Raw genomic sequence first — 25,046 nt, 5'->3', positions numbered from 1 at the left:
CAATAGGGTGTGAGCATCCCGCAGCCCTTTCTCCAGGAACTTCTCTCGCGTATCGACGTGGTCGAGGTCGTTGGCCGCTATGTGCCGCTGCGCAAGGCGGGTGCCAACTTCATGGGTTTGTGCCCTTTCCATGGGGAAAAGTCGCCTTCGTTCAGCGTCAGTCCCTCAAAGCAGTTTTTCCATTGCTTTGGCTGCGGCAAAAGTGGCAATGCCATTGGCTTCCTCATGGAGCATGCGGGAATGGGTTTTGTCGACGCGGTCGAAGACCTGGCGCGTCAGGTAGGCCTGAGCGTGCCCGACGACCATGTCGCCCCAGCCGACAAGGAGCGCGCCGCCGCCGCCCGCCAGCGCCAGGCCACCCTGAGCGAAACCCTGGAAAAGGCGGGTCAGGATTACCGCAAGCAATTGCGACAGTCACCGCGCGCCGTGGAGTACCTCAAGGGCCGCGGCGTCTCGGGCGAAGTCGCCCAGCGCTACGGACTGGGTTACGCACCCGAGGGCTGGCGCCACCTGGCGAGCGTGTTTGCACAGTACGAAGATCCATTGCTGTCTGACAGCGGCCTGGTAATCGTGGGCGAGGACGATGGCAAGCGCTACGACCGGTTTCGTGACCGCGTCATGTTTCCGATCCGCAACGTCAAGGGCGAATGCATCGGCTTTGGCGGGCGGGTGCTGGGTGACGACAAACCCAAATACCTCAACTCGCCCGAAACGTCCGTTTTCCACAAGGGCAGCGAGCTTTACGGCCTCTACGAGGCACGCGCCGCCATTCGCGAAGCCGGGTTTGCGCTCGTCACTGAAGGCTATATGGATGTGGTTGCGCTGGCCCAACTGGGGTTTGCGAACGCCGTCGCCACCCTTGGCACCGCCTGCACCGCAGAGCACATTGCCAAGCTGCTGCGCTTTACCGACAGCGTGGTGTTCAGCTTTGACGGCGACGCTGCTGGGCGCCGCGCTGCGCGCAAGGCACTGGATGCCGCCATTCCGCACGCGGCCGACACGCGCAGCGTCAAGTTTTTGTTTCTTCCCAGCGAACACGATCCCGACAGCTTCGTGCGCGCCCATGGCGCCAGCGCATTTTCTCGCCACATTGCCGATGCCATGCCACTCAGCCGCTTTCTTGTAGAGGCGGCCGGTGAGCAATGCGATCTTGGAACGCCGGAGGGCCGCGCCCACATGGCAAGCAACGCCCGTCTGCTTTGGGAACCCTTGCCCGATGGCGCCCTCAAGCGCCAGTTGCTGGGCGAGCTGGCCACGCTGGCACAGCTCGATCCACTGGACCTGCAGGAGGTGTGGGAGCAAGCGGCCGTGCGCGGGCGCCCGCCTGCTGTGCCCGCGCCGCGCTCCACCGGCGACGCCCGGCGTCCGGCCCGCTCAGAGCCCGGCCGCAGCCTGCCACCCTCCAGTTCCAGCGGGAGGCGCCGGCGGGCAGCACCGGCGGGCCGCGTTGACCATGCAGCGCGGCTGCTGCTTTCGCACATGGAATTTTTAGACACCCTCTCGCACGAAGACAACGCCTTGCTCAGCGCCCAGGACGCGCCGCACGGCCCCTTGTTCGCATGGATCGAGGCGCAATTTCACGAGCAGGGCCCGCTGCCCTGGGCCGTGCTGCGCGAGTCGTTGCGCGGCCATAGCTGCGAAGCGCTGGCCGAGCGTGTCATGACCGGCGCACACGCCCAGACCGAAGGCGATACGCACGAACTGCGCCTGGAGCTGCGCGGCCTGCTCAACCGCATGCTCGCAGAGCAGCTGCGCGTGCAGGAAACCGAGGCCTTGGCAGCCGCCAGCACCGATCCCGCAGCCTTGCAACGCTACCGCGCGCTGCAGGCACGGCGCGTGGCTCTTGAGCGTTTGGCACCCCAGGCCTCTTGAAAAACCTCTGACGGGTATAATGTAGGGTTCATCGGCAAGAGCGACAGCAGCACCTCCGGGCCGGGCACCAGTGACACACGCGCACGACCGCCCTCCTTACCGCAAGGACTGCACACCAAATGATCGCCCAGACATCTTGCTTGAAGCCCTTCGGCTTCACCCGCAAAGGCCCACTGCCTTTGCCGTGCCACCCGCGCCGGGATTTCAGGCGCTTGCGTCGTCTTTGTTCATTTTGACCCCGAGGTTGTCCATGCCTGCTCAAAAGCCTGCGAAGTTGCTCAAGTCCGCTCCTGCCGCGAAGGCATCGCCCGCACCTGCCAAGAAGCCGTCCGCAAAAGCTGCCCCCAAGGCAGTGGCTGCGCCGGCTGCCAAGAAAGCCCCTTCCGTGCCAAAGACTGCTGCAAAGACCTCCGATTCCGAAGACAAAAAGACCCGCACCAAGGCTGCTGGGCCTGAGACCGAAACGACCGAGACGCCCAAGAAGCGCGCCGGCCGTCCGGCAAAAGCCGCCGCTGTGCCCAAGGCGGGCAAAGCCGCCAAGACACCGGCCGCGCGCGGCAAGAAGGGCAAGGCAGACGCCGATAGCGACGACGCCGATCTCTCCGACATCGAATCCGACCTGGAAGGCGAGGTCGAGGAAACGACCGAAGCGGCCACGACAGAGGCTCCGGTGGAGAAGGTCAAGCCGCTGCGCATGAAGATCAGCAAGGCCAAGGAACGGGCCTTGATGAAGGAATTCGGCCTGGACGAGACGGTTTTGTCCGAAGAGGACCTGGCCAAGCGGCGCTCGCGCCTGAAGACCCTGATCAAGCTGGGCAAGACGCGCGGCTATCTGACGCACGGCGAAATCAACGATCACCTGCCCGACAAGCTGGTGGACCAGGAAACCCTGGACGTCGTGATTTCCATGCTCAACGACCTGGGCGTGGCGGTCTACGAGCAAACCCCGGACGCCGAGCAGCTTCTGGTTACCAACACCGCCCAGACCGCAGCCACCGAGGAGGAAGCCGAAGAAGCCGCCGAAGCAGCACTTTCCACTGTGGACAGTGAATTTGGCCGTACCACCGACCCGGTGCGCATGTACATGCGCGAAATGGGCACGGTGGAACTGCTCACGCGCGAAGGCGAAATCGAAATCGCCAAGCGCATCGAGGGTGGGCTGATGGCGATGATGGAGGCGATTAGCGCCTCGCCTGCGACGATTGCTGAAATCCTCAACATGGGCGAGGACATCCGCGAAGGCAAGGTGGTTATCTCCACCATCGTCGATGGTTTTTCTGACCCGAACGAAGCCGACGACTACGTTGCAGAAGAAGACTTCGATGAATTCGACGAAGAGGACGACGACGACGGCAAAGGCGGCTCTAAGGCGATGACCCGGCGACTTGAAGAGCTCAAGAGCGAAGCACTGCGTCGCTTCGACAAGATGCGCGAAATGTTCGAAAAAGTGCACAAGATCTATGACCGCGAAGGCTACGGCACGCCGGCATATATCAAAGCCCAAAACGCACTGTCCACAGAGTTGATGACCATCCGCTTCACCGCCAAGACGATTGAAAAGCTGTGCGATATGGTGCGCAGCCAGGTGGACGACGTTCGCAAGAAAGAGCGCGAACTGCGCCGCATCATCGTGGACAAGTGCGGCATGTCGCAGGAGATGTTCATCAAGGAATTTCCGGCCAACTTGCTCAACCTGGATTGGGTCGAAAAACAGGCTGCTGCCGGCAAGCCCTGGAGCACGGTGATGGCGCGCAACATCCCGCCGGTGCAGGATTTGCAGCAAAAGCTGGCTGACCTTCAATCGCGGGTCGTGGTGCCGCTTGCGCAGCTCAAGCTCATCAACCGCCGCATGAACGAAGGCGAAGCCAGTTCGCGCGACGCCAAGAAGGAAATGATCGAGGCCAACCTGCGCCTCGTCATTTCGATTGCCAAGAAGTACACCAACCGCGGCCTGCAGTTCCTCGATTTGATCCAGGAAGGCAACATCGGCCTGATGAAGGCGGTGGACAAGTTCGAATACCGCCGCGGCTACAAGTTCTCGACCTACGCCACGTGGTGGATTCGCCAGGCCATCACGCGATCGATTGCAGATCAGGCGCGCACCATCCGCATTCCGGTGCACATGATCGAGACCATCAACAAGATGAACCGCATCTCGCGCCAGCACCTGCAGGAGTTCGGCTTCGAACCCGATGCGTCCGTGCTGGCCGAGAAGATGGAGATTCCGGAAGACAAGATCCGCAAGATCATGAAGATCGCCAAAGAGCCGATCTCCATGGAAACCCCCATCGGCGACGACGACGACAGCCACCTGGGCGACTTCATTGAAGACGGCGCCAACACGGCACCGCTCGAAGCAGCCATGCAAGCCGGCCTGCGCGATGTGGTCAAGGACATTCTCGATGGCCTGACCCCGCGCGAGGCAAAGGTGCTGCGCATGCGCTTTGGCATCGAAATGACCAGCGACCACACACTGGAAGAAGTGGGCAAGCAGTTCGACGTCACGCGCGAGCGCATCCGCCAGATCGAAGCCAAGGCGCTGCGCAAATTGAAGCACCCCAGCCGCAGCGACAAGCTGCGCAGCTTCATCGATTCGCTCTAAGTCATTCCCCTCTCCCATCGCCCCGGCCTGCGCTCGCAAGCCGGGGCTTTTTGTTGTCTCCCCACAAAACCCAGTTCTCAAGATCGGCGTGGTGACCGACAGGCAGGGTGGGACGCAGCCGACGCTTCGGGTACTTGGACACACGCAAGATCAAGGCGTCGTTGAGGAAATCCCTTGGGAACCTCATTCATCCACACAAAGGAACAATCATGCGAACCAAACTCACTCTGCTGGCCGTTCTGGCAAGCGCTTCATTCATCGCCAACGGTCAGACTACGGCTCCAGCCATGTCGAACACCGCCCCAGCCGGCAACGTGCAATCGATCCCCTCTGGCAACGAACCACTGAACCAGGCGCCCACCATGAAGACGCCGTCGGACAAGACGCGCGCCGCTGTGGCGGCGGGTGCTGCTGACGCAGCCGCGACCGGCACCATCTCCTCTGGCAATCAGCCGCTGGCACCCATGGTCAGTCCGCATTCCAACACCACACGCTCAGTCAAGAGCAAGGAGGCTGCTGCAGCCGTAAATTCGGGCAGTATCGCCACCGGCAATGAGCCCATCGCCGGGTTGCCGAACGAAAAGGCGCACAGCCAGATGAAGCCGAGCAAGACATCGAAGAGCGAGCAGATGTCCAACAAGAAGGTGCACACCAGCGGGACCAAGCAGAGCAAGGACATGGCCACTGCTGCAGAAACGGTGAAAACAGGCAACGCGCCCTACATGAAGACTCCCAGCGCCATGTCAGACAAGTCGCGCAGCGACGTGAATGCAGAGACCCGCTTGAGCGGCGGCGCAGAAGCAGTGAAGTCGGGCAACCAACCCTTGGCTCCCAGCACCAGTACCAGCTCCACCAAGAGCCGGGCCGACGTAAAGGCCGGCGCGGCGGTGGCAGTGAAAAACGACTCCATCAAGACGGGTGACGGCGCGGCCAAGGCTGCCAACTGATCCGAAAACCCGAACGACGGTGGCACAAAGGCGGAGCGCACAGGCGCCTCCGCCTTTTTTATGCCCTATGACTCCGTGGCCAGCGCCCCCACGCTGGCCATTGCCTGCACCTCAGCCGCTGTATAACCCAGACCCAGCAGCACCTGCGCGGTGTGGGCCGCAAAGCGAGGGGCGTCGGCGCGCACGCCCAGGCGCTCGCCGCCCATGCGCAGGGGAAGCAGCGCCACCAAAGCATCTTCGCCGGCCCGCTCACCATCGGGCAGCTTCATGGGCTGCAGTCCGCCAGAGGCCAGAAGGTGGGGATCGTGCAGCAGGTTCTCTGGTCTTTCTATGCGGGCAAAAGGCAAACCTTCTGCCTCAAACCTGGCAGCGAGCGCCGAAGCATCTAGCCGTCCAAAGCGCTCGCGCAACTGCGGAATCATCCGCTCGCGGGCGCGCACACGGTCGTTGTTGCTGCGCAAGCCCTCGACCTGCAACAAATCGTCAAAACCGAAGACCGTGCACAAGCGCACCCATTGCGCGTCGCTCACGGCCGCAAGAAACACCTGTTCCCCATCGCGCGCAGTAAAAATGTCGTACACGCCCCAGGAATGAATGCGTTCCGGCATGGGCGCAGCCGGCTGGCCAGTGACCGCAAACTGCATCATGTGCTGCGCGACGAGAAAAACGTTGTTCTCGAACAGCGCCGAGTCAATCTCCTGCCCCTGCCCCGTCTGGTTGCGCTGCATCAGGGCTGCGAGCGCCCCAATCGCGCCAAACATGCCGCCCATGATGTCGTTGACGCTCGCCCCGGCGCGCAGCGGATCACCCGAACGGCCTGTCATATACGCCAACCCGCCCATCATCTGCACTACCTCGTCGAGTGCACTGCGGTGCTCATACGGTCCAGGCAGGAAGCCCGTGTGGTTCACATAGATCAGACCGGGATTGGTCTGGTGCAGTGTGGCGTAGTCGAGCCCCAGCTTCGCCAGCGATCCGGGCTTGAAGTTTTGCACCACCACGTCGGCTGAGCCCGCCAGCCGCAGGGCAGCCTCCAGCCCGCGCGGGTGGCGCAAATCGAGTGCCACACTCTTCTTGTTGCGATTGAACAGCGGAAAAAACCCGGCTCCAGCGCCCAGCAAATGGCGGGTCCGGTCACCATCGACAGGCTCCACCTTGATCACTTCGGCACCCAGATCAGCCAACACCAGACCACAGGTGGGGCCCATCACCATGTGCGAAAACTCCACCACCCGCAGGCCGGACAGCGGGAGTTGCTGGCGCTTGGATGGTTCTGAAGTGGGGGAAGCAGGTGAAAGAGGAGGAGTCATGGGCGGCTGGCAAAAGCAGAGGAGTCGCGAATCATGATGCCAGAGCATTTCGTGGCGCACCCGCAACAGATTTTGATGCATGCGAGTTTCTTGCCTTCTTCACATAACGGGTCTGGTTTTGGAGCTATTAAACTTGTAGCAAATTCGGTTCAGCGCTATATTGGCTTGCCCGTCCTGCCTGGCACCGAACCACTGCATCCCACCCGCCGCGAGGAGAAGCCGCATGAGCTCAAAGGAAAACGTCGCCATCAACCAGCTGTTTGAACGGCTCGAATGTCGCTATGCGCTTCGTGTCCTCTGGGCATTGCGAGACGGCCACCCGCAAACCTTCCGATTGCTGCAGGACAGCGTGGGCGGCATCACGCCCAACACGCTCAATACCCGCATCAAGGAAATGCGCGAAGCCGGGCTGATCAACCATGGCAGCGACGGCTACATCGTCACCCCGTCGGGCACCGACCTGCTCAAGCGACTCAGCGATGTTCAGGCCTTTGCCAACCGCTGGGTCGCAGCGCGCGCTAAAAAATAGAGCGAGGCAGGCAACGGCCTGTGTAACAAAAATTTATATAAAAATAGCCTCTGGCGCACTATCCATGAGCGTAAGAAGCTATCAATTCAATAGTATTCAAGGATTTTCATGGCATTGATTTCCACCGACTCCGGCCTCCAGTACGAAGACACCGCAACAGGCGACGGCGCGCAGGCCTCGCGTGGGGACCCGGTTTCGGTGCACTACACGGGCTGGCTGTACAGCGACGGCGTGCAAGGCGCCAAGTTCGATTCGAGCCGCGACCGCAATGATCCGTTTGCCTTCAATCTCGGCGCCGGCATGGTTATCAAAGGCTGGGACGAGGGCGTGCAGGGCATGAAAGTGGGCGGCCAACGCACCCTCATCATTCCGGCGCACCTAGGTTATGGCGCGCGCGGCGCCGGTGGTGTGATCCCGCCCAACGCCACGCTCAAGTTCGACGTCGAATTGCTTAAAGTCGGGCGCTGAGTCTTACATCTCGGTTTGCGGGGGCACCCGCGCCGGCGCAGGCCGGGTGGCCCAGCTCACAAGAACGGCTGCCAGCACCCCCACGGGCACGCCGAAAACGCCCGCTGACACCGGCTGTATGCCAAACCACAGACCGTCTGCCAGCAACCAACTTGGAAAAGTGGCCTGCAGGGTGGGTACGTGAGACAGCAGGTAGTAGACCGCGACGCCCAGCCCGCTGAGCATGCCCGCCACGGCCCCCTGGCGCGTCGTGCCGCGCCAGAAAATGCCCAATACCATGACCGGCACAAACGCCGATGCCGCCAGCGAGAAGGAAGCGGAGACCAGCGGCAAGATGTCTGCGGGCTTGAGGGCCGCGATAAAAGACGCAATCAATGCCACGGCCAACAGTGCGAACTTGGTCAAAATGACGCGCTGCTCGGGCGAGGCGCCACGCGGCCGGGCACGAAAGTACAAGTCGCGTACCAAAGCGTTGCTGATGGTCAGCAGCAGGCCATCGGCCGTGGACAAGGCAGCGGCCAGTCCACCTGCCGCCACCAGGCCCGACACCACGTACGGCAGGCCACCCAGCTCGGGCGTGGCCAGCATGATGAGGTCTGCGCCGAGTCGGATTTCACCAAACTGCACGATGCCGTCGCCGTTCATGTCTTCCACCGACAGCAGCGAAGCATCAACCCGCGCCCATTGCGCCATCCAGTTGGGCAATGCGTCGAAGTGGCTTCCCACCAGGTTGTTCATGACTTCAAATTTCACCAGCACGGCCAAGGCAGGCGCGCTCAAGTACAAAAGCGCCACAAAGAAAAGTGTCCAGGCCACTGAGCGGCGCGCCCCGGCCACCGTGGGCGAAGTGTAGTAACGGGTCAGCAGGTGCGGCAGACCCGCCGTGCCCACCATCAGGCAAAACATGAGCGCCAGGAAATTGCGGCGCGAGTTGGTGAACGCCGCCTGCATTTCCGGCGTTCCGTCAGGATCTCCGGCGTAGGGCTGGGCGTGCGGGGGCAAGCCGCCCAGCGGCAGAGCGCGGGCGTAGTTTTCCAGCATCTTGCCTTCCCAAAGCGCGCGCGCGGCAGCCGCATTGCGCGGCAGCGCCGCCAGCTCCCGGCTGGCGGCAACAATCAGGCCGACGTCGGCATTTTGCGTTCGCAGGCGGCGAATGCGCTCTTGCATGTCGCTGCGCTCACGCTCCAGCGCCTTGTCCACATCGCCCAGGCGCGCCTCGTAGTCTTGCGCCCGGTGCAAATAGGCTTGCACCACCTGCTGCTCTTGCGGCGAGGCCAGCAATCCCGCTTCCAGGTCGGAGATTTTTCCGATTTGCTTGCCATACACCATCACCGCAATGGGGCTGCCCAGCTGCTTGTAGGCCAGCCACGAGACGGGGATCAAAAAAGCCAGCAGCAGCATCACGTACTGGGCCACCTGGGTCCAGGTGATGGCGCGCATGCCGCCCAGAAACGAGCACAGCAGCACGCCGCCCAGCCCCAGCATGATGCCAATCTCAAACTGAACCCCCGTCAGGCGCGAGGCGATAAGACCGATGCCATAGATTTGCGCCACCACATAGGTAGAAGAGCACACCACCGCCGCCAGCGCCGCAATGACACGCGGCCAGGTGCCCCCAAAGCGCACATGAAAAAAATCAGGCACCGTATAGAGACCCATGGCCCGCAGATGCGGTGCCACCAGAATCGCCACCAGGCAAAAGCCCCCCGTCCAGCCCAACAAATAGGCCAAACCGCCGGCATGCTGTGGCGTACCCGAATAGCCCTGGAGGTAGAGCGCGCCGGAGAGGCTGATAAAGGAAGCCGCGCTCATCCAGTCGGCTGCTGCGGCCATGCCGTTGTACATGGGCGGGATGCGCCGGCCCGCCACGTAGTACTCGAGCGGATCGGAGGTGCGGCCATAGACCCCGATGGCGGCGTAAACCATCACCGAGAGAAACAGAAAAATTGGTCCGAGCCAGTGGCGCGAGAGCCCCTGCTGCTCCGCCCAGGCCATCAGGGCCAAGAAGGCCAGTACCCCAACGACGTAAAACGCCAGGATGCGGTGCAATCGCCGCGCATAGCCGCGCTCATCCGCAGCGGCCGGGCTCTGCGGCTCAGCCAAGCTCGCGCTCCACTGCATGCTCGGCCTCTTGCAGCGCGCGGGCATCCTGCTGCTCAAAGCGGCTCATGGCCCAGGCATAGGCCACCACAATGCCGATAAACACGAACACCGCGCCTTGCGAGGCGATCCAGAACCCCACCGGCCAGTTGCCGATGGAAAACAGCAGGTCCCGCGCAAAGAAGCAGACGCCAAACGAAGTCAGCGCCCAGATCGTCAGCAGCACCGCCTTGAGCTGAAGGTGCCGCACGTCGTGCAGGTCCGGCGGAAAGGCATGCGCCGCACCCTCTTCGCGGGAAACAGGTTCATCGCGCGGCGGCTGCATGGCGAAACGGCCTCAGCTCGCGGCGGCCAGCTGCTTCCAGGTGGCCACCACGCTGTCTGGATTGAGCGAGATGGACGAAATCCCCTCGTCGGCCAGCCACTGCGCGAAATCGGGGTGGTCGCTGGGGCCCTGGCCGCAAATTCCGATGTACTTGCCTTGCGCCAGGCAGGCCTTGATGGCCATGTGGATCAGCGCCTCGACGGCCTTGTCGCGCTCGTCGAAATCCTTGGCCAGCAATTCCAGGCCCGAGTCACGGTCCAGGCCCAGCGTGAGCTGTGTCAGGTCGTTGGAGCCAATGGAGAAGCCATCGAAGAAGGCGAGGAACTGCTCTGCCAGCAAGGCGTTGCTCGGTATCTCACACATCATGATGAGCTTGAGCTCGTCCTTGCCACGCTGCAGTCCATGCTGCGCCAGCAGCTGCGTCACGCGCTCAGCCTGGCCCAGGGTGCGCACAAAGGGCACCATGACCTGCACATTGGTCAAACCCATGTCGTTGCGCACGCGCTTGATCGCTTCGCACTCCATGGCAAAGGCTTCGCCAAACTCGTCGCTCACATAGCGTGCCGCGCCGCGAAAGCCCAGCATGGGGTTTTCTTCTTCGGGCTCGTAGCGGCTGCCTCCAATGAGCTTGCGGTATTCGTTGCTCTTGAAGTCCGACAGGCGAACGATGACGGGCTTGGGCCAGAAGGCGGCGGCAATTGTCGCCACGCCTTCGGCCACCTTGTCCACATAGAAGGCGCGTGGGCTGGCATGGCCACGCGCCACGGATTCGACGGCCTTCTTCAGATCCGAATCGATGTTCGGGTAATCGAGGATGGCCTTGGGGTGCACGCCAATGTTGTTGTTGATGATGAATTCGAGCCGGGCCAGGCCCACGCCTTCGTTGGGCAACTGGCAGAAATCAAAAGCCAGTTGCGGGTTGCCCACGTTCATCATGATCTTCGTCTTGATGGCGGGCATTTCGCCGCGCTGCACCTCGGTGACTTCAGTCTCCAGCAGGCCGTCGTAAATATGCCCGGTGTCCCCCTCGGCGCAGCTCACCGTCACCAGGGTGCCGTCCTTGAGCCGCTCGGTGGCATCGCCGCAGCCCACCACGGCCGGAATGCCCAGCTCGCGCGCGATGATGGCGGCGTGGCAGGTGCGCCCGCCCCGGTTGGTGACGATGGCCGATGCGCGCTTCATCACCGGCTCCCAGTTGGGGTCGGTCATGTCGGTCACCAGCACATCGCCGGGCTGCACCTTGTCCATCTCGGAAATGCTGTGCACCAGGCGCACAGGTCCGGTACCGACCTTCTGGCCAATGGCGCGGCCCTCGGCCAGCACGGGGCCGGTGCCTTTGAGCTGGTAGCGCAACTCGGCCTGGTTGCCGGCCTGGCTTTTCACCGTCTCGGGCCGGGCCTGCAGGATATAAAGCAGGCCGTCCTGGCCGTCCTTGCCCCACTCGATGTCCATGGGCCGGCCGTAGTGCTCTTCAATGACCAAGGCGTACTGCGCGAGTTGTTCGACATCGGCGTCGGTCAGCGAATAGCGGTTGCGCTGCTCAGCCGGCACGTCGATCGTCTTGATGAGCTTGCCCTTCAGTGCGCCTTCCGCTGCCTTTTCCTGCGGCGAAGTGAACACCATTTGAACCAGTTTCGATCCCAGATTGCGGCGAATGACCGCCTTTTTGCCAGCGCGCAGCATGGGCTTGTGCACGTAGAACTCGTCGGGGTTCACAGCGCCTTGCACCACCGTTTCACCAAGTCCGTAGCTGCTGGTGATGAACACCACCTGGTCAAAACCCGATTCGGTGTCGATGGTGAACATCACGCCCGCCGCGCCCAGGTCCGAGCGCACCATGCGCTGCACCCCGGCCGAGAGCGCCACCACATCGTGCGCAAAGCCCTTGTGCACGCGGTAGGAAATCGCCCGGTCGTTGTAGAGGCTGGCAAACACCTCTTTCATCTTGTGCAGCACTTCGTCGATGCCGTGCACATTCAAAAACGTTTCCTGTTGACCAGCAAACGAGGCATCGGGCAGATCTTCCGCCGTGGCCGACGAACGGACCGCAAAGGTTGCGTCGGCGTTGCCAGCGGAGAGCGTGGCAAAGGCCTCGGCAATGGCCTTTTGCAAATCAGCGGGAAACGGCTGGGCCTCCACCATGGCGCGAATTTCGGCACCCGCAATTGCCAAGGCACGCACGTCTTCGGTATCCAGTGCCGCCAGGCGCTTGCTGATTTTGTCGGCCAGTCCGTCGTGCGCGAGGAACTGACGGAAGGCGTGCGCCGTGGTCGCAAAACCGGTGGGTACGCGAACCCCCTCGGGCAATTGCGAAATCATCTCGCCGAGGCTGGCGTTCTTGCCGCCTACGACCTCGACGTCGCTCATCCTCAGGTTTTCAAACGGTACGACCAAGGCGGTCGCGTCAAAGCGTGCAGACATGGGAGGGCTCCAGAAGTTAAAAGCGGCTCAGTGCACGCGTCGGCCTGCGCAGGCGGACGGGTGGACATGCGGTGCTGCGCGCGCTGGTGTTGGTCTTGTGGGCGGCAGAACAGCATGGAATGAATTCGGATAATCGGCGACATTGTAGGTCCCACCCCCTGTCGATCCCCTGTCGCTATCCTGTCTGGCCCCCATGCATACACGCACCGTTTTCTTCGTCTCGGACGGTACCGGCATCACTGCTGAAACCTTTGGCAACGCGATCCTGGCGCAATTCGAGCTGCTGCCGCGCCGCGTGCGTCTGCCCTTTACCGACACTGCAGACAAGGCGCACCAGGTGGTGCGTCAGATAAACCACACGGCGGAGCTTGAAGGGAGCAAGCCGATCGTCTTCACTACGCTGGTCAACATGGAAGTGCTCAAAGTGATTCAGCAGGGCTGCAAAGGCATGCTGCTGGACATGTTTGGCACCTTCGTACACCCGCTCGAACAAGAGTTCGGCATGAAGTCGCACCACCGAGTGGGGCGTTTCTCGGACATCAGCCGGAGCAAGGAATACACCGACCGCATCGAAGCCATCAACTTCAGCCTGGCGCACGACGACGGCCAGAGCCACCGCGATCTGGCGGGCGCCGACGTCATCCTGGTGGGCGTGAGCCGCAGCGGGAAAACCCCCACCACGCTGTATCTCGCCATGCAGCACGGCCTGAAAGCCGCCAACTACCCGCTGATTCCCGAAGACTTCGAGCGCCGCCAGTTGCCGCCCGCATTGATACCCTACAAGAAGAAGATTTTCGGCTTGACCATCAGCCCCGAGCGCCTGAGCGAAATTCGCAGCGAACGCAGGCCGGGGTCCAAATATGCGAGCATGGAGAACTGCCGCATGGAGGTAAACGAAGCCGAGGCCATGATGCGCCGCTCGGGAATTCGCTGGCTATCGACCACCACCAAATCGATTGAGGAAATTGCCACTACGATCTTGCAGGAGTTGCAACCGGAGCGGCTGGTGTATTGATGCGCCGGTGGTCCAAAATACTGCACTGGCTAAGTGCAAGGCGCGCTTGGCATTTCGCCTTTTTCCGACCGAGGCCACGGTTTCAATAGCGCTCAGTAGGTCAAAAATTGTGCGCGCAGTAGCTCCGTAAGAGTGTCCACACGTGCCGACGGCTCATATTGCGGCGGCACGGCCAAAACCACCTCAATGGAACATTCGGGCTGCAAGGGAAGAATTTTTAAATCCTGAGCAAACATCGCAGCCATATAGGGATTGACGACCCCCACGCCGAGGCCCTGCGCCACAAGTCGGCAGATCGTGGAGGAATAGTTGGTCTCGATGGTCGCGCCCGGAGTGACGCCAAATGCCATCATCTTTTGCTGAAGCTGCATGAAGATGCTGTCGCTTGCGTTTAAGGTCACAAGCATCTGATCCTGAAGATCCTGCACATGGAGATTCACGCGCTTCGCCAGCGGATGATCGGGATGCATCACGCACACGCCCTGGGCCCGGTGCAATACCGTCGCATCCAAAGCGTCTGTGGCCAGCACCATCGTGCTCAGCACCAGATCAAACTTCCCATGCAGAACACCGTCGCGTAACTCATTGCCGCCAAGCGACTGAATGCTCAAGTGCGCACCAGGATATTGCTTTAGGTAATTGCCAATTACCGGCGGTATGACGCTGAGCGCCAAGGCCGGAGTGCAGCCTATGCGCAGCGACCCGGCTCCCGACTGCCTCAGCACAGCCAGTTCGCGCTCAATGACATCACGTCCAACAAAATGCTGCTCCACCGTCGAATAGAGCTCCATAGCCTCTTGCGTAGGTCGCAACCTGCCTTTGTACATCCCAAACAGCTTCACACCAGCGGCGGCCTGCATCTGGGCCAGCAGTCGGCTGACCGATGGCTGGGTGGTGTTCATGAGCTGGGCTGCAGCGGTCGTGGTACCGGTTTGTACAACCGCCCGAAAGGCTTCGATTTCCCGGTATTGAAGAGGACGAACCATTTCAGGAGCCCAAAAATTTAACGCCGCCCAACGGTTGTTGGACTTCGGTCCAGAACCGGGCGTGGCGGGCCATACGGCCACCCCTGTGGTGTCAAACCTCTCACACCCAGTGAGCAGGTACCTGCGACGAAGTGGATCAAGTATATCAATACCGTATAGCTACTGTCGACAATAGCATTTGTTTGCATGGCATTGCCCAGACTACATTGGCTTCCAGAAACGGGGCTCCCCCATGAAGCAGTGCACTTTCAGTGCAGCGCACCCACCCTTGTTCGCTTCGAAGGCACATCAATGACTGGAAAAATCATTCACTCCCCAGGCCCCATTCGCCGCCTCGGAAGCGGTGCGGCTCACCACTTTTTTGGCTACTACAACAAGACCGTGTGGGACCGCACCGGGCAGTATGTTCTGGCCAACCGCGTCCCGGTTGCAGATGCCAACCTGACGCCACGGCTCGAAGCGGAGGTTGGTTTCTTTGATCTGGCAGACAACGACCGTTTTCATGTTGCAGGGAAAACCACCGCCTGGAACTGGCAAATGGGTTGCCAGCTGCAATGGCTTGATGGCGCGCCTGGCCGGCAGTTGATCTACAACTGCCGCACAGACAACGACAACGCGACCTATCCCGGTTACGCATCGGTGGTGTACGACGTGGACAGCGCGAGCCAGCGGCAGCTGCCACTGCCCATCTATTCGGTGGCACCCGACAGCAGCTTTGCCCTGTGCATCAATTACAGCCGCCTGTACATCACGCACGAAACCATTGGCTATGCGTGGGAGCAGGCGCCCGAGTCCATGCCCAATGCGCCGCAGGATGACGGCATCCACCGCCTGGACATTGCGACCGGAGCGTCGCAACTGGTGATCAGCTATGCGGACCTGCGCAATTTCCACCCGGTGCCATCCATGGAAAAGGCAATCCACTGGGTGAGCCACATTGAAATCAGCCCCGACTCGTCGCGTTTCCTGATGCTGCACCGCTGGACGGAGCGCGTGAAGGATGAGACCTGCTTCTTGCATCGGCTCATCACGGCCAACCCGGACGGCACCGAGATGCGTCTATTGGAAGATTCGGACCATCCGTTGCCGCAGCTGGCGGACGACTTCGACCCCAATGCCGTGGGCACCTACGACTACGAAAAATCGGAGTACCAGATTTCCCACCCCCTTTGGTGCGCCGATGGTCGCATCATCGTCTGGGGACCGCACGCGGGAAGCATCCACTACCACCGTTACACCGATGCTGCCGACACGCCGGCCGAGGTGATTGGCGAGGACATCCTGACCGAGAACGGGCACATGTCCTTTTCTCCGGTCGACGCGCGCTGGTTGCTGAGCGACACCTACCCGGACGCTTCCACCAACGAGCGGACTCTGTTCCTCTACGACACGCAACAAAACATCCGCCACGACATCGGCAGCTTTTACGCAGATCCGAATCTGAAAAAAGAAAACCGATGCGACCTGCACCCCCGATGGAGCCGCGACGGAAAAAGCGTCTGCATTGACTCGGTGCACGAAAAAGAGCGGCAGATGTACGTAATCGACGTTTCCCAGATCGTCAATTGCTGATCGGTCATTTCTTTTGCGTATCCATCAGACTTCCCCATTCTGGGCTCCTGGTCTGAAATGCATCTTTTCCCACGTCCCATCTGAGGAGATATTCATGATTGCGAAATCCAAATTTCTGGCCCGCACGACCGTTGTTGCGATCTGCTGTGCCGCTTCCCTGACCGCCGCAAACGCTCAGACCGACTTTCCTAGCAAGCCCATCGTTGCCACCGTGCCGTTCTCACCCGGCGGCGGCAATGACATCTTGCTGCGCCTGTTGTCCAAGCACGCCACACCCGTGCTGGGACAAAACCTGATCGTGGAGAACAAGCCCGGCGCCGGTGGCCAGATTGGCTGGACAGCCATCGCAAAATCCCGCGCTGACGGCTACAACATCGGTGCCACGAGCTTTCCGTCCATGGTGATCATCAAAGCACTGCGGCCCGAAACGCCCTTTGCGCTCGATGAATTCCGCTATATCTGCAATATCCAGGTCGACCCCATCGTTTGGCTGGTACGCGCCGACAGCCCGTACAAAAACGCCAAAGATCTGGCAGCGCAGGCGACGGACGAGAAGAAGAAAATCAACGTGGCTGGCGATGGCCCTCAAAGCAACGTGCAGTTGCAGCACGTCGCGGCGGCCAAGGCCCTGGGTCTGCAGACCAACTTCATTTCGTTCAACGGATCTGGCCCGGCAATCACGGCACTGCTGGGCGGTCAGGTCGATGTGGCTGCAGCAACGCTGAGCGCGGCGGTGTCCAATATTGAAGCCGGCAAGCTGCGCGCCTTGGTGGTCTTCAGCGATGCGCCTTCGGCCTTGCTGCCTGAAGTTCCAACGGCGACGAAACTGTTTGGCAAGTCGATCCCCTCGGTGGGAATGGCTGTGCGGGGCCTGGCCGCGCCCAAGGGCGTGCCTGCCGATCGTCTGGCCAAACTTGAAGACGCTTGCAAAAAAATCGTTACGGACCCTGCGTTTCTCGCAGAAGCCAAGGGGCTTGGCATGGTCATTCAATACATGGGCACCGCCGATTCCGAAGCAATGGTGAAAACGTCCATAAAAGAAGTGGAAGAGCTGAAAGATTTGCTGAAGAAGTAATTTTTGACAGCGCCTGGAAGGCCAAAGCTGTGAACTTTGGCCTCTCAGAAAGAAAGGCCCTTGCGCATGACTCACTATTCCCAAAGAAAAGATCGCTCCTTTGCAGTGATCATGGTTTTGCTTTCTGCGGCATTCCTGGCGCAGTCTTTCCGCTATCCGGCGGACTCGTCGCAGTTTCCACGTTTCCTGATGGGCGTGCAGCTGTTGTTTTCGCTGATTTTCCTGTTTCAGCAGTTCAGGTTGCCGCTGGAGGCAAAAACAGTTCCTGGCAGGGACGTTCTCGCATCCCTGTGGCCTGCTTTCAAGGTGTTTCTGATCACCTCGCTGTACGTGCTCGCCATCGACTACGTCGGTTACTTTTCAGCGACAGCCGTCTTTCTGCTTGGCGCAATGTCCTGGTTTGGCAACCGGCGTACGGTTGTCATGGCTTCGATCACGGGTTGCTTTTTGGCAGTGATTTATGCGCTGTTCGTGTTATTCATGGGTGTCCGCCTACCCCAGGGCCTTCTCTTCTGAATAGTGCCGGTTACTAATCCAAAGGAAGAACCATGGATGCAATATTTAATGGCATTTCACTAGGGGCGGCTCAGGTGCTCGACCCGGTCGCGCTGATGCTGATCGTGTTTGGCACGGTGTTCGGAATCGTCATCGGATCACTCCCCGGCTTGACCAGCACCATGGGCGTGGCCCTGTTGGTGCCCGTCACCTTCACGATGTCACCAGTGCAAGGCTTGTCGCTGCTGGGCGCCGTGTACTGCTCATCGACCTATGCCGGTGCAATCAGTGCGATCTTGCTGAATATTCCTGGCACGCCGTCCAACTGCAGCACGGTGCTCGATGGCTACCCCATGACCCGCAAAGGTCAAGGAAGCAAAGCCATTGCGCTCGCCACAGCCGGCTCGGCCATTGGCGGTTTTGTCAGCAATGGCGCCTTGCTTTTCCTCGCCCCACCGCTGGCGGCCCTGGCGCTGCGCTTCGGTTCTCAGGAATATTTCCTGCTCGCCTTGTTTGGCGTCTCAGTGATTGCCTCGCTGTCCGAGCGCAACATCATGAAGGGGTTTATTTCGGGAACCCTGGGCCTGTTCCTGGCCATCATCGGCATGCACCCGCTCACGGGCGATATCCGGTTCGCGATGGGAATCCCCGAGCTGTTCAACGGCCTGCCCATGGTGGTCGCGCTGATCGGCCTGTATTCGTTGCCCGAGATCATCGAAAACCTCGCCAACCCGGCAAACACCGCCCAGGCCAGCGTGGCGGAAGTGCGCGGTGGATTCCGGCAGATACTCGACATCTTCAAGTACAAGATGCTGCTGGTTCGGTCAACGATCATCGGCATCATTGTGGGCATCGTCCCGGGAGCAGGCTCGAGCATTGCGGGCTTCCTGGCTTACGACGATGCCAAGCGGGTTTCCAAGTCACCCGAAACCTTTGGCACCGGCAATCCAGAGGGCGTGGTGTCCTCCGAGACAGCCAACAACGCGGTCGTGGGTGGTTCACTGGTTCCCATGCTGACGCTGGGCATTCCGGGCAACGCGGTATCCGCCGTCATGCTGGGAGGCCTCATGATCCACGGACTCAAGCCCGGGCCTGGCCTGTTCACCGACAGCAGCGGCATCACTTACGGCTTCATCCTGAGCATGTTTCTTGCGAACTTGTTTTTTATACCGGTGGGCCTGTTCGTGGCGCGCTACGGCGTGCGTTTCATCAAGACGCCCGCCAACATCCTGGGCCCGATGGTGATTGGACTGGGCGTGATTGGTGCTTATGCGATCAACATGTCGCTGGTTGACGTCTGGATCATGATGGCCATGGGCATGCTGGGCTACGCCATGAAGCGCTTCGATGTACCGCGCGAGCCCCTGGTCCTGGGTTTGGTGCTCGGCAGCATGGCTGAAGGCGAGCTGGCGCGCTCCATGGCCTTGGTGCAGGGCAGTATTCCCAATCTGATCATGAGTTTCTTCACTCGTCCGTTGTCGCTGCTCATCATGGGTCTGACGACCCTGTCGGTGCTACAGGCATTCCGCTCGTACCGTCGCCGCGTTCGCGCCGACACCGTACTTCCCAGACAATGAGCCAGTGCCAGGCAAAAGGCAGCTGCCTGGGCCACCGCGCCCAGGTTGAGGTATGGACGCATCCATTGGCAAGACGCCGTAGGTTCCTACGAACGGCCACACCAAGTGTGGCCCGCGAAGCTGCAGAGCTGCCTCCCAGCACAAAAGCCGAACGCAGTAACTGCTGCGGCATCCCCGCCGAGCCTTCAGCCCCTTGAATCAGCTTTCCTCGAGGTCACGAAGCAGCCACTCCCTCGGAGAGCAACCGACCCTTTGCGCAAAAACCCGCGACAAGGCCGACGCATTTGCATAGCCCAGTTCGGGGGCAATGAGCTTGACCGCTTGGCCTTGACGCAACCGCTTCTTGGCGATGGTCAGGCGCCAGTCCGTCAGATAGTCCGCAGGCCCCACGCCCACAGTTCTTTTGAATCGACTCGCAAACGAACTGCGCGACATTGCCGCCGCTTCAGCCAGCAAATCAATGGTCCAGGGCACATGTGGGCGTTCATGCATTGCCGTCAATGCGCGGGCCAATTGCGGATCGGCCAATCCGCAGACCAGTCCCACGGCAACGCCGCCTTCGTCGCCATGATCGAGCAGCCAACGCAAGAGCTGCATCAGCACCACCTCAAACAACCGATCAACGATGAGCCGGTGGCCACAGCGAACCAGCTCCGCTTCGTCAAAAAGCAGGTTCAAAGCAGTCGCGAGCGTGGGTAGTTTCGACAGCGGCAAAACGATCAAGGCAGGCAAAGCGCGAACGAGCGGATGGTTTTCTCCGCCCTCGAAATGCACCGAAGCACAGACGAAATCGGCCCCGGCTCTGGGCGCGCTATGAAATTGATGGGCCAGGGGCTGAGGATAGAAAAAGAGGCTCGGCTCCTTGGCGTTGATACGCCGAGACACCCCCGCACCATGGTGGTGGGTCACAACCATCTCCCCACGCCGCAACACATGAAAAAAACCTCTGCCCGGTTGCGCATCAAAGGTGGTCACGCCACACAACTCGCCGCGGTGAAACAGCCGGGCAGAAACCTGAAAGCGATCGAGCATCGCAGACAGGCGATCGAGCGGTGGCGCTGCCTGGGCAACTGAAGCGAGCATTTTGGACTAAATGGTATGTTAAACGGACTATTAGATCCCAATCATACTGGCACGCGGGCAAACTTGCATCGTGCTGTTCAACAAAGCAGCGCCGCACCCATCGCAACAACCCAGAACGAGGATCCCATGAAACTACGACGATCAGTCACCCAGCTAGTTGCAACCATGGCCTGCACAACGCTCAGCCAGGCGGCCATGGCACACGAAAGCCCCCATTCCGGCGGCATTCAGACGAAGACGACCGCCGCCGTGAAGGCGCCTTACGACATCGTGCACACCAAGATCACGAGCGAAGGCAACCAGGCTGTGTTTCACATGCACGTCTCCGGCAAGGCCGGTGCCAACAAGCCGACGAAGACCGGCAAGCTCGCTGGCAGCACGGTGTTTTCGTATGTATGGCCAACCAGCCTGGACTCTTCCCTTGTCGGCTTCGAACCGAAGGCCGGGATCCTGGCCTTTGCCGTAACGTCGCACCCCGACTTCGATGACACACCGCTGTTCGATGAAAACGGCGACGGCAATCCGGGCAACGACGGTGGCTTGTGGCACTCGCATTGGGTGGTGCTGCAGCCCGACGAAGTCTGCGGCAAGGGCGCGCTGAAAGTCGTGGACATCCCGGAAGGTGCCAAGCCCAAGTTGCCAAAGACTTGGCCAGGTTTGCCACTGCTGATCGACAGCCCCGGCTGGACACCTTTGTTCAAGGGCGGCACCGTGCAGGTCAAAGTACCCTTCGACGATATCGGCGCGGTCAACACAGCCGGTTTTGATGGTGTCACGGCGGCGCTGCGCGTCAATGCCAGCCTGCACAACCCATTGCTGTGCGTCGTAAACGTCTTCAAGGTCGCTTCTGGTGATTTGTCCCTTCCCGGCAAAGTGAAGTAAGTCGACCGCACGCAGAAGCAGACCTTCTGTCCATCCGCCTTTTCATCGTTTAGCGCCGACGACGTCGGCAGCCTTTTCAGTTCAAGGAACCACCATGACCCGCGTTCAACTCGTCAACCCAGCCGAAACCACTCCCAACCGCCAGGCAGTGCTGGAACAGATCAACAACGCATTCGGCGCCACGCCCAACATGTTCAAGGCCGTAGCCAACTCGCCCGCAGCGCTGAAAAGCATGTGGGGTTCATTCGGTGCCCTGGGCACTGGCGTTCTCGGTGCCAAGCTGAGTGAGCAGATTGCCGTGGCGATTGCAGATCGCAACCGGTGCGAATACTGCCTCGCTGCCCACACGGTGCTGGGCAAGGGCGCGGGCGCAAGCGCCGAAGAAATGGCGGCCGCGCAATGCGGCACATCGTCCGACGCCCGCACGGGTGCCGCATTGAAATTTGCATTGCAAGTGGTGAGCGCACGTGGGCGACTCTCGAGCAACGATGTCGCCAACTTGCGAGCTGCAGGCTTTGACGACGAGCAAATCGTTGAGATCCTTGCCCATGTGGCACTGAACCTGTTCACCAACTACGTGAACATCGCCCTGGACGTCCCCGTGGATTTTCCGAGAATCGCGCTAAATCCCGTCGCTTGAGCGCACACCCAAGGTCCGGCCCTTGCGGCCGAGCGGTCATCCAGCCCACTGCATCATTCGAAGCACCACGATTGCGCTCAATGACTGCAACTCCGGCCTGGCGACCGCGCCATGCCTTCATAGCGCTTTGTGAGCACCTATTCCACCACCCAATAGCGGGAGTCAGCCATGCAGTCAGGAGCGACTACAAATTCGGACAACCCTTCGGCCTCTGCCGGACCTCTGGCGCCTGCGCTCTGTGTCTCGCGCTGGTTCAACGCGCAGGCCGATATCTCGCTGGAGTCGTTGCGCGGCCGGGTGGTGGTGCTGCACGCGTTCCAGATGCTGTGCCCCGCTTGCGTGAGCCACGGCTTGCCCCAGGCGATGAAGGTGCATCGCACATTTGCGCAATCCGACGTAGCGGTCCTTGGGTTGCACACCGTGTTCGAACACCACGATGCGATGGCCCCGCACGCGCTGCAGGCCTTTCTGGAGGAATACCGGATCTCGTTTCCCGTAGCAGTGGACAGGCCGTCACCCAACGGCCCACTCGCCGAGCCTGTGCCCACCACCATGCGGGCCTACGAGCTCAGGGGCACGCCGAGCCTTGTTCTGATCGATCGACAAGGCATGGTCCGCCTGAAGCACTTCGGCAACATCGAGGATCTGGCGCTCGGCGCGCTGCTTGGGCAGCTGATCGCAGAGCCCGCTGAAGGCCCGCAGCAGTCCAGCCCGTCAACGGCAGCCGGCGATAGCACTGGCGCTCCAACACCCATTCAACACCGCGCCACTTAATAAAAAGGCGACGGCGCTGCTTCCGACAGCGCCGTCGCTCCTAAATATATAGCTACTTGCGCTTACTGTATAAGCGCTAGAGCCCTATTTTCTTTGAAATTCAAGCCGGCGCCGTGGTACGAATCAAGTGATCAAAGGCACTCAGCGCTGCCTTCGCTCCATCGCCCGCCGCAATCACGATCTGCTTGAACGGCACCGTGGTGCAGTCGCCGGCAGCGAACACGCCCGGCACGTCGGTACGGCCGTGGCCGTCGATCTGGACTTCGCCAAAGCGCGACAGTTCCACCGTGCCCTTGAGCCAGTCGGTGCTGGGCAACAGGCCAATCTGCACGAAGATGCCTTCGAGCGCGATGTCCTGCGCTTCGCCGGTGGCGCGGTCGGTGTAGTTCAGTCCGGTGACCTTGCTGCCGTCGCCCACCACCTGCGTGGTTTGCGCGTTGGTGATGACGGTGACGTTGGGCATGCTCAGGAGCTTTCTCTGCAGCACCGCGTCGGCCTTGAGTTCTGGCGCAAATTCCAGCACGGTGACGCGGGCGACCACCCCGGCGAGGTCAATCGCCGCTTCAACGCCCGAGTTGCCGCCGCCAATCACCGCCACATGCTTGCCCTTGAACAGCGGGCCGTCGCAGTGCGGGCAGTTGGTGACGCCCTTGGTGCGGTATTCCTCCTCGCCCGGCACGTTCATGTTGCGCCAGCGCGCGCCGGTCGAGACGATGACGGTGCGGCTCTTGAGGCTCGCCCCATTCTCGAACTGCACCTCGATCAGCCCGCCCTCGGTGCTGGCCGGAACCAAGGCCGTGGCGCGCTGCAGGTTCATGATGTCCACCTCGTAGTCGCGTACATGGCGCTCCATGGCGGCGGCGAATTGCGGGCCCTCGGTGTGTTGCACCGAGAGAAAGTTGTCGATGCCTACGGTGTCGAGCACCTGGCCGCCAAAGCGCTCGGCGGCCACGCCGGTGCGAATGCCTTTGCGCGCCGCATACACCGCCGCGGCCGCGCCGGCCGGGCCGCCGCCGACGATCAGCACATCAAACGGCTCCTTGGCATTGAGCCTGGCCGCGTCGCGAGCACCAGCGCCGGTGTCGAGCTTGGCGACCACTTCGGCCAACTCCATGCGGCCCTGGCCAAAGCGCTCGCCGTTCAGAAACACGGTAGGCACGCCCATGACTTCGCGCGCTTCGATTTCCTTCTGGAACACGCCGCCGTCAATCGCGGTGTGCGTGATGCGTGGGTTCAACACGCTCATCAGGTTCAGCGCCTGCACCACGTCCGGGCAGTTGTGGCACGAGAGCGAGTAGTAGGTTTCGAAGTGGAAGTCGCCCTCCAGCGCCTTGATCTGCTCCAGCAGATCGGCCGCTTCCTTCGAGGGATGGCCGCCGACCTGCAACAGCGCCAGCACGAGGCTGGTGAATTCGTGGCCGAGCGGCACGCCGGCAAAGCGCACGCCGCTGTCCTGGCCGGGGTTGGTGATCAGGAACGAGGGTTTGCGCACGTCCAGCGCGTTGTTCTCGACCACGGTGATCTTGTCCGACTGGGCGCGGATGTCCTGCAGCAGTTCGCGCAGCTCGTTCGACGTAGCGCTGTCGTCCAGCGTGGCGACCAGCTCCACCGGGCGCTGCAGGCGCTCCAGATAGGCTTTCAATTGGGTCTTGAGGTTGTCGTCGAGCATGGTGGAACTCCTGTAATTTTGGTTTTTGGGCGTAAAAAAGCCCGGGCGCCAAGCACCCGGGCGTCTTGGGGCGCTTAGAGAATGCGTTTAGATCTTGCCGACCAGATCCAGCGAAGGCGCAATCGTCTTCTCGCCCTCTTTCCACTTGGCCGGGCAGACTTCACCCGGGTGCGCCGCGGTGTACTGGGCGGCCTTGAGCTTGCGCAGCGTTTCCGTGACGTCGCGGGCGATTTCGTTGGAATGCACTTCCATGGTCTTGATCATGCCATCGGGGTTGATGATGAAGGTGCCGCGCAGCGCCAGGCCTTCTTCGTCGATATGCACGTCAAAGGCGCGGGTCAGGTGGTGCGTTGGGTCGCCGACCAGGAAGAACTTGGCCTTGCCCACGGCGGGCGAGGTCTCGTGCCACACCTTGTGCGAGAAATGCGTGTCGGTGGTGACGATGTACACCTCGGCACCGGCCTTCTGAAATTCTGCGTAATGCTCGGCCGCGTCTTCGACTTCGGTCGGGCAGTTGAAAGTGAAGGCTGCCGGCATGAAGATCACCACAGCCCATTTGCCTTTGATGCTTTGCTCGGTCACTTCGACGAACTTGCCGTTGTGGAAGGCCTGGTTCTTGAACGGCTGGACTTGCGTATTGATGAGGGACATTGTTGGTTTCCTTTCGGGTGATGAACTGAACACGATGACAAGTCTAGGCACAA

General features: G+C 61.0%; 22 protein-coding genes. 14 read left to right on the top strand and 8 right to left on the bottom strand.

All coding sequences use genetic code 11. The features are described 5' to 3' along the window. Positions 1-9 precede the first annotated feature (9 nt). The 3 genes from dnaG to C6571_RS13845 all read left to right on the top strand — a co-directional run bounded on the left by dnaG (position 10) and on the right by C6571_RS13845 (position 5,421). Complete coding sequence (dnaG, locus tag C6571_RS13860; RefSeq protein ID WP_106447208.1) at positions 10-1,872, top strand: DNA primase; 1,863 nt, start codon at positions 10-12, stop codon at positions 1,870-1,872. A gap of 250 nt (positions 1,873-2,122) precedes the next feature. Continuing rightward, a complete protein-coding gene (gene rpoD, locus C6571_RS13855) occupies positions 2,123-4,474 on the top strand; it encodes an RNA polymerase sigma factor RpoD (RefSeq protein WP_106447207.1) in 2,352 nt (783 codons plus the stop codon). A gap of 209 nt (positions 4,475-4,683) precedes the next feature. Continuing rightward, positions 4,684-5,421: a hypothetical protein gene (locus C6571_RS13845; protein ID WP_106447205.1), complete on the top strand. Its 738-nt coding sequence runs from the start codon at positions 4,684-4,686 to the stop codon at positions 5,419-5,421. Positions 5,422-5,486: 65 nt separating this feature from the next. Here the strand turns inward: C6571_RS13845 and C6571_RS13840 are convergent, their stop codons facing one another. Continuing rightward, entirely contained in the window at positions 5,487-6,731 is a 1,245-nt protein-coding gene (locus tag C6571_RS13840) for a CaiB/BaiF CoA transferase family protein (protein ID WP_106448247.1), read from the bottom strand. A gap of 33 nt (positions 6,732-6,764) precedes the next feature. On the opposite strand from C6571_RS13840, the gene C6571_RS19735 reads away from it, so the two are divergent. The 3 genes from C6571_RS19735 (at position 6,765) to C6571_RS13830 (ending at position 7,728) form a co-directional block, all read left to right on the top strand. Beyond that, a complete protein-coding gene (locus C6571_RS19735; RefSeq protein ID WP_170094743.1) occupies positions 6,765-6,995 on the top strand; it encodes a hypothetical protein in 231 nt (76 codons plus the stop codon). Next, on the top strand, positions 6,955-7,260 hold the full coding sequence (locus C6571_RS13835; protein ID WP_106447204.1) for a winged helix-turn-helix transcriptional regulator: 306 nt from the start codon (positions 6,955-6,957) through the stop codon (positions 7,258-7,260). Before C6571_RS19735 ends, C6571_RS13835 begins: the two co-directional genes overlap by 41 nt. Before the next feature lie 108 nt (positions 7,261-7,368). Next, a complete protein-coding gene (locus C6571_RS13830) occupies positions 7,369-7,728 on the top strand; it encodes an FKBP-type peptidyl-prolyl cis-trans isomerase (protein WP_106447203.1) in 360 nt (119 codons plus the stop codon). Between the two features lie 3 nt (positions 7,729-7,731). On the opposite strand, the gene C6571_RS13825 is transcribed toward C6571_RS13830, so the two are convergent. From C6571_RS13825 to ppsA, 3 genes are read right to left on the bottom strand one after another with little or no spacing between them, the layout of a single operon-like run. Beyond that, positions 7,732-9,831: a VC_2705 family sodium/solute symporter gene (locus C6571_RS13825; protein WP_245901289.1), complete on the bottom strand. Its 2,100-nt coding sequence runs from the start codon at positions 9,829-9,831 to the stop codon at positions 7,732-7,734. After that, positions 9,824-10,153 carry a DUF4212 domain-containing protein gene (locus tag C6571_RS13820; protein ID WP_106447201.1) on the bottom strand — a complete coding sequence of 110 codons (330 nt, stop codon included), beginning with the start codon at positions 10,151-10,153 and terminating at the stop codon, positions 9,824-9,826. Before C6571_RS13820 ends, C6571_RS13825 begins: the two co-directional genes overlap by 8 nt. Positions 10,154-10,165: 12 nt before the next feature. Further along, positions 10,166-12,574: a phosphoenolpyruvate synthase gene (ppsA, locus tag C6571_RS13815; RefSeq protein WP_106447200.1), complete on the bottom strand. Its 2,409-nt coding sequence runs from the start codon at positions 12,572-12,574 to the stop codon at positions 10,166-10,168. 193 nt (positions 12,575-12,767) lie between these two features. Between ppsA and ppsR the strand changes: the two genes are divergently transcribed. Beyond that, the gene (ppsR, locus tag C6571_RS13810; RefSeq protein WP_106447199.1) at positions 12,768-13,589 is read left to right on the top strand and encodes a posphoenolpyruvate synthetase regulatory kinase/phosphorylase PpsR; all 822 of its coding nucleotides are present in this window, start codon (positions 12,768-12,770) and stop codon (positions 13,587-13,589) included. 92 nt (positions 13,590-13,681) lie between these two features. Here the strand turns inward: ppsR and C6571_RS13805 are convergent, their stop codons facing one another. Further along, a complete protein-coding gene (locus tag C6571_RS13805) occupies positions 13,682-14,575 on the bottom strand; it encodes a LysR family transcriptional regulator (protein ID WP_106447198.1) in 894 nt (297 codons plus the stop codon). A 291-nt stretch (positions 14,576-14,866) separates the two neighbouring features. On the opposite strand from C6571_RS13805, the gene C6571_RS13800 reads away from it, so the two are divergent. From C6571_RS13800 to C6571_RS13785, 4 genes are all read left to right on the top strand, one after another. Continuing rightward, positions 14,867-16,147, top strand: a complete 1,281-nt coding sequence (locus C6571_RS13800; protein WP_106447197.1) for a hypothetical protein — start codon at positions 14,867-14,869, stop codon at positions 16,145-16,147. A 94-nt stretch (positions 16,148-16,241) separates the two neighbouring features. After that, the gene (locus C6571_RS13795; protein WP_106447196.1) at positions 16,242-17,222 is read left to right on the top strand and encodes a Bug family tripartite tricarboxylate transporter substrate binding protein; all 981 of its coding nucleotides are present in this window, start codon (positions 16,242-16,244) and stop codon (positions 17,220-17,222) included. Positions 17,223-17,288: 66 nt separating this feature from the next. Continuing rightward, complete coding sequence (locus C6571_RS13790; RefSeq protein ID WP_106447195.1) at positions 17,289-17,738, top strand: tripartite tricarboxylate transporter TctB family protein; 450 nt, start codon at positions 17,289-17,291, stop codon at positions 17,736-17,738. Positions 17,739-17,770: 32 nt separating this feature from the next. After that, positions 17,771-19,294: a tripartite tricarboxylate transporter permease gene (locus C6571_RS13785; RefSeq protein ID WP_106447194.1), complete on the top strand. Its 1,524-nt coding sequence runs from the start codon at positions 17,771-17,773 to the stop codon at positions 19,292-19,294. A gap of 198 nt (positions 19,295-19,492) precedes the next feature. On the opposite strand, the gene C6571_RS13780 is transcribed toward C6571_RS13785, so the two are convergent. Then, complete coding sequence (locus C6571_RS13780) at positions 19,493-20,326, bottom strand: AraC family transcriptional regulator (RefSeq protein ID WP_245901288.1); 834 nt, start codon at positions 20,324-20,326, stop codon at positions 19,493-19,495. Between the two features lie 66 nt (positions 20,327-20,392). Between C6571_RS13780 and C6571_RS13775 the strand changes: the two genes are divergently transcribed. The 3 genes from C6571_RS13775 (at position 20,393) to C6571_RS13765 (ending at position 22,673) form a co-directional block, all read left to right on the top strand. Beyond that, positions 20,393-21,259, top strand: coding sequence for a hypothetical protein (locus C6571_RS13775; protein ID WP_245901287.1), 867 nt, complete (start codon positions 20,393-20,395; stop codon positions 21,257-21,259). A gap of 94 nt (positions 21,260-21,353) precedes the next feature. Further along, a complete protein-coding gene (locus tag C6571_RS13770) occupies positions 21,354-21,899 on the top strand; it encodes a carboxymuconolactone decarboxylase family protein (protein ID WP_106447191.1) in 546 nt (181 codons plus the stop codon). Between the two features lie 168 nt (positions 21,900-22,067). After that, complete coding sequence (locus C6571_RS13765) at positions 22,068-22,673, top strand: TlpA disulfide reductase family protein (protein WP_106447190.1); 606 nt, start codon at positions 22,068-22,070, stop codon at positions 22,671-22,673. Positions 22,674-22,773: 100 nt separating this feature from the next. Here C6571_RS13765 and ahpF read toward each other — a convergent pair whose 3' ends face one another. Both ahpF and ahpC read right to left on the bottom strand, forming a co-directional pair. Beyond that, a complete protein-coding gene (gene ahpF, locus C6571_RS13760) occupies positions 22,774-24,342 on the bottom strand; it encodes an alkyl hydroperoxide reductase subunit F (protein WP_106447189.1) in 1,569 nt (522 codons plus the stop codon). An 87-nt stretch (positions 24,343-24,429) separates the two neighbouring features. Then, positions 24,430-24,993, bottom strand: a complete 564-nt coding sequence (ahpC, locus tag C6571_RS13755; RefSeq protein WP_106447188.1) for an alkyl hydroperoxide reductase subunit C — start codon at positions 24,991-24,993, stop codon at positions 24,430-24,432. Positions 24,994-25,046 lie beyond the last annotated feature (53 nt).

This window comes from Simplicispira suum, assembly GCF_003008595.1.
Classification (GTDB): Bacteria; Pseudomonadota; Gammaproteobacteria; order Burkholderiales; family Burkholderiaceae_C; genus Simplicispira; species Simplicispira suum.
The sequence above is the reverse complement of the archived record's forward strand: the minus strand, read 5'-3'. Positions and strand labels throughout refer to the sequence as shown.

Bases quoted from the DNA above. Each gene is read 5' to 3' on its own strand.
- C6571_RS13770 (WP_106447191.1), top strand. From the start codon at position 21,354: ATGACCCGCGTTCAACTCGTCAACCCAGCCGAAACCACTCCCAACCGC.
- C6571_RS19735 (WP_170094743.1), top strand. From the start codon at position 6,765: ATGATGCCAGAGCATTTCGTGGCGCACCCGCAACAGATTTTGATGCAT.
- C6571_RS13765 (WP_106447190.1), top strand. From the start codon at position 22,068: ATGCAGTCAGGAGCGACTACAAATTCGGACAACCCTTCGGCCTCTGCC.
- C6571_RS13845 (WP_106447205.1), top strand. From the start codon at position 4,684: ATGCGAACCAAACTCACTCTGCTGGCCGTTCTGGCAAGCGCTTCATTC.
- C6571_RS13780 (WP_245901288.1), bottom strand. From the start codon at position 20,326: ATGCTCGATCGCTTTCAGGTTTCTGCCCGGCTGTTTCACCGCGGCGAG.
- C6571_RS13775 (WP_245901287.1), top strand. From the start codon at position 20,393: ATGTTAAACGGACTATTAGATCCCAATCATACTGGCACGCGGGCAAAC.
- ahpC (WP_106447188.1), bottom strand. From the start codon at position 24,993: ATGTCCCTCATCAATACGCAAGTCCAGCCGTTCAAGAACCAGGCCTTC.
- C6571_RS13790 (WP_106447195.1), top strand. From the start codon at position 17,289: ATGACTCACTATTCCCAAAGAAAAGATCGCTCCTTTGCAGTGATCATG.
- C6571_RS13835 (WP_106447204.1), top strand. From the start codon at position 6,955: ATGAGCTCAAAGGAAAACGTCGCCATCAACCAGCTGTTTGAACGGCTC.
- ahpF (WP_106447189.1), bottom strand. From the start codon at position 24,342: ATGCTCGACGACAACCTCAAGACCCAATTGAAAGCCTATCTGGAGCGC.
- rpoD (WP_106447207.1), top strand. From the start codon at position 2,123: ATGCCTGCTCAAAAGCCTGCGAAGTTGCTCAAGTCCGCTCCTGCCGCG.
- C6571_RS13800 (WP_106447197.1), top strand. From the start codon at position 14,867: ATGACTGGAAAAATCATTCACTCCCCAGGCCCCATTCGCCGCCTCGGA.
- ppsR (WP_106447199.1), top strand. From the start codon at position 12,768: ATGCATACACGCACCGTTTTCTTCGTCTCGGACGGTACCGGCATCACT.
- C6571_RS13785 (WP_106447194.1), top strand. From the start codon at position 17,771: ATGGATGCAATATTTAATGGCATTTCACTAGGGGCGGCTCAGGTGCTC.
- C6571_RS13795 (WP_106447196.1), top strand. From the start codon at position 16,242: ATGATTGCGAAATCCAAATTTCTGGCCCGCACGACCGTTGTTGCGATC.
- C6571_RS13830 (WP_106447203.1), top strand. From the start codon at position 7,369: ATGGCATTGATTTCCACCGACTCCGGCCTCCAGTACGAAGACACCGCA.
- C6571_RS13840 (WP_106448247.1), bottom strand. From the start codon at position 6,731: ATGACTCCTCCTCTTTCACCTGCTTCCCCCACTTCAGAACCATCCAAG.
- C6571_RS13820 (WP_106447201.1), bottom strand. From the start codon at position 10,153: ATGCAGCCGCCGCGCGATGAACCTGTTTCCCGCGAAGAGGGTGCGGCG.
- ppsA (WP_106447200.1), bottom strand. From the start codon at position 12,574: ATGTCTGCACGCTTTGACGCGACCGCCTTGGTCGTACCGTTTGAAAAC.
- C6571_RS13805 (WP_106447198.1), bottom strand. From the start codon at position 14,575: ATGGTTCGTCCTCTTCAATACCGGGAAATCGAAGCCTTTCGGGCGGTT.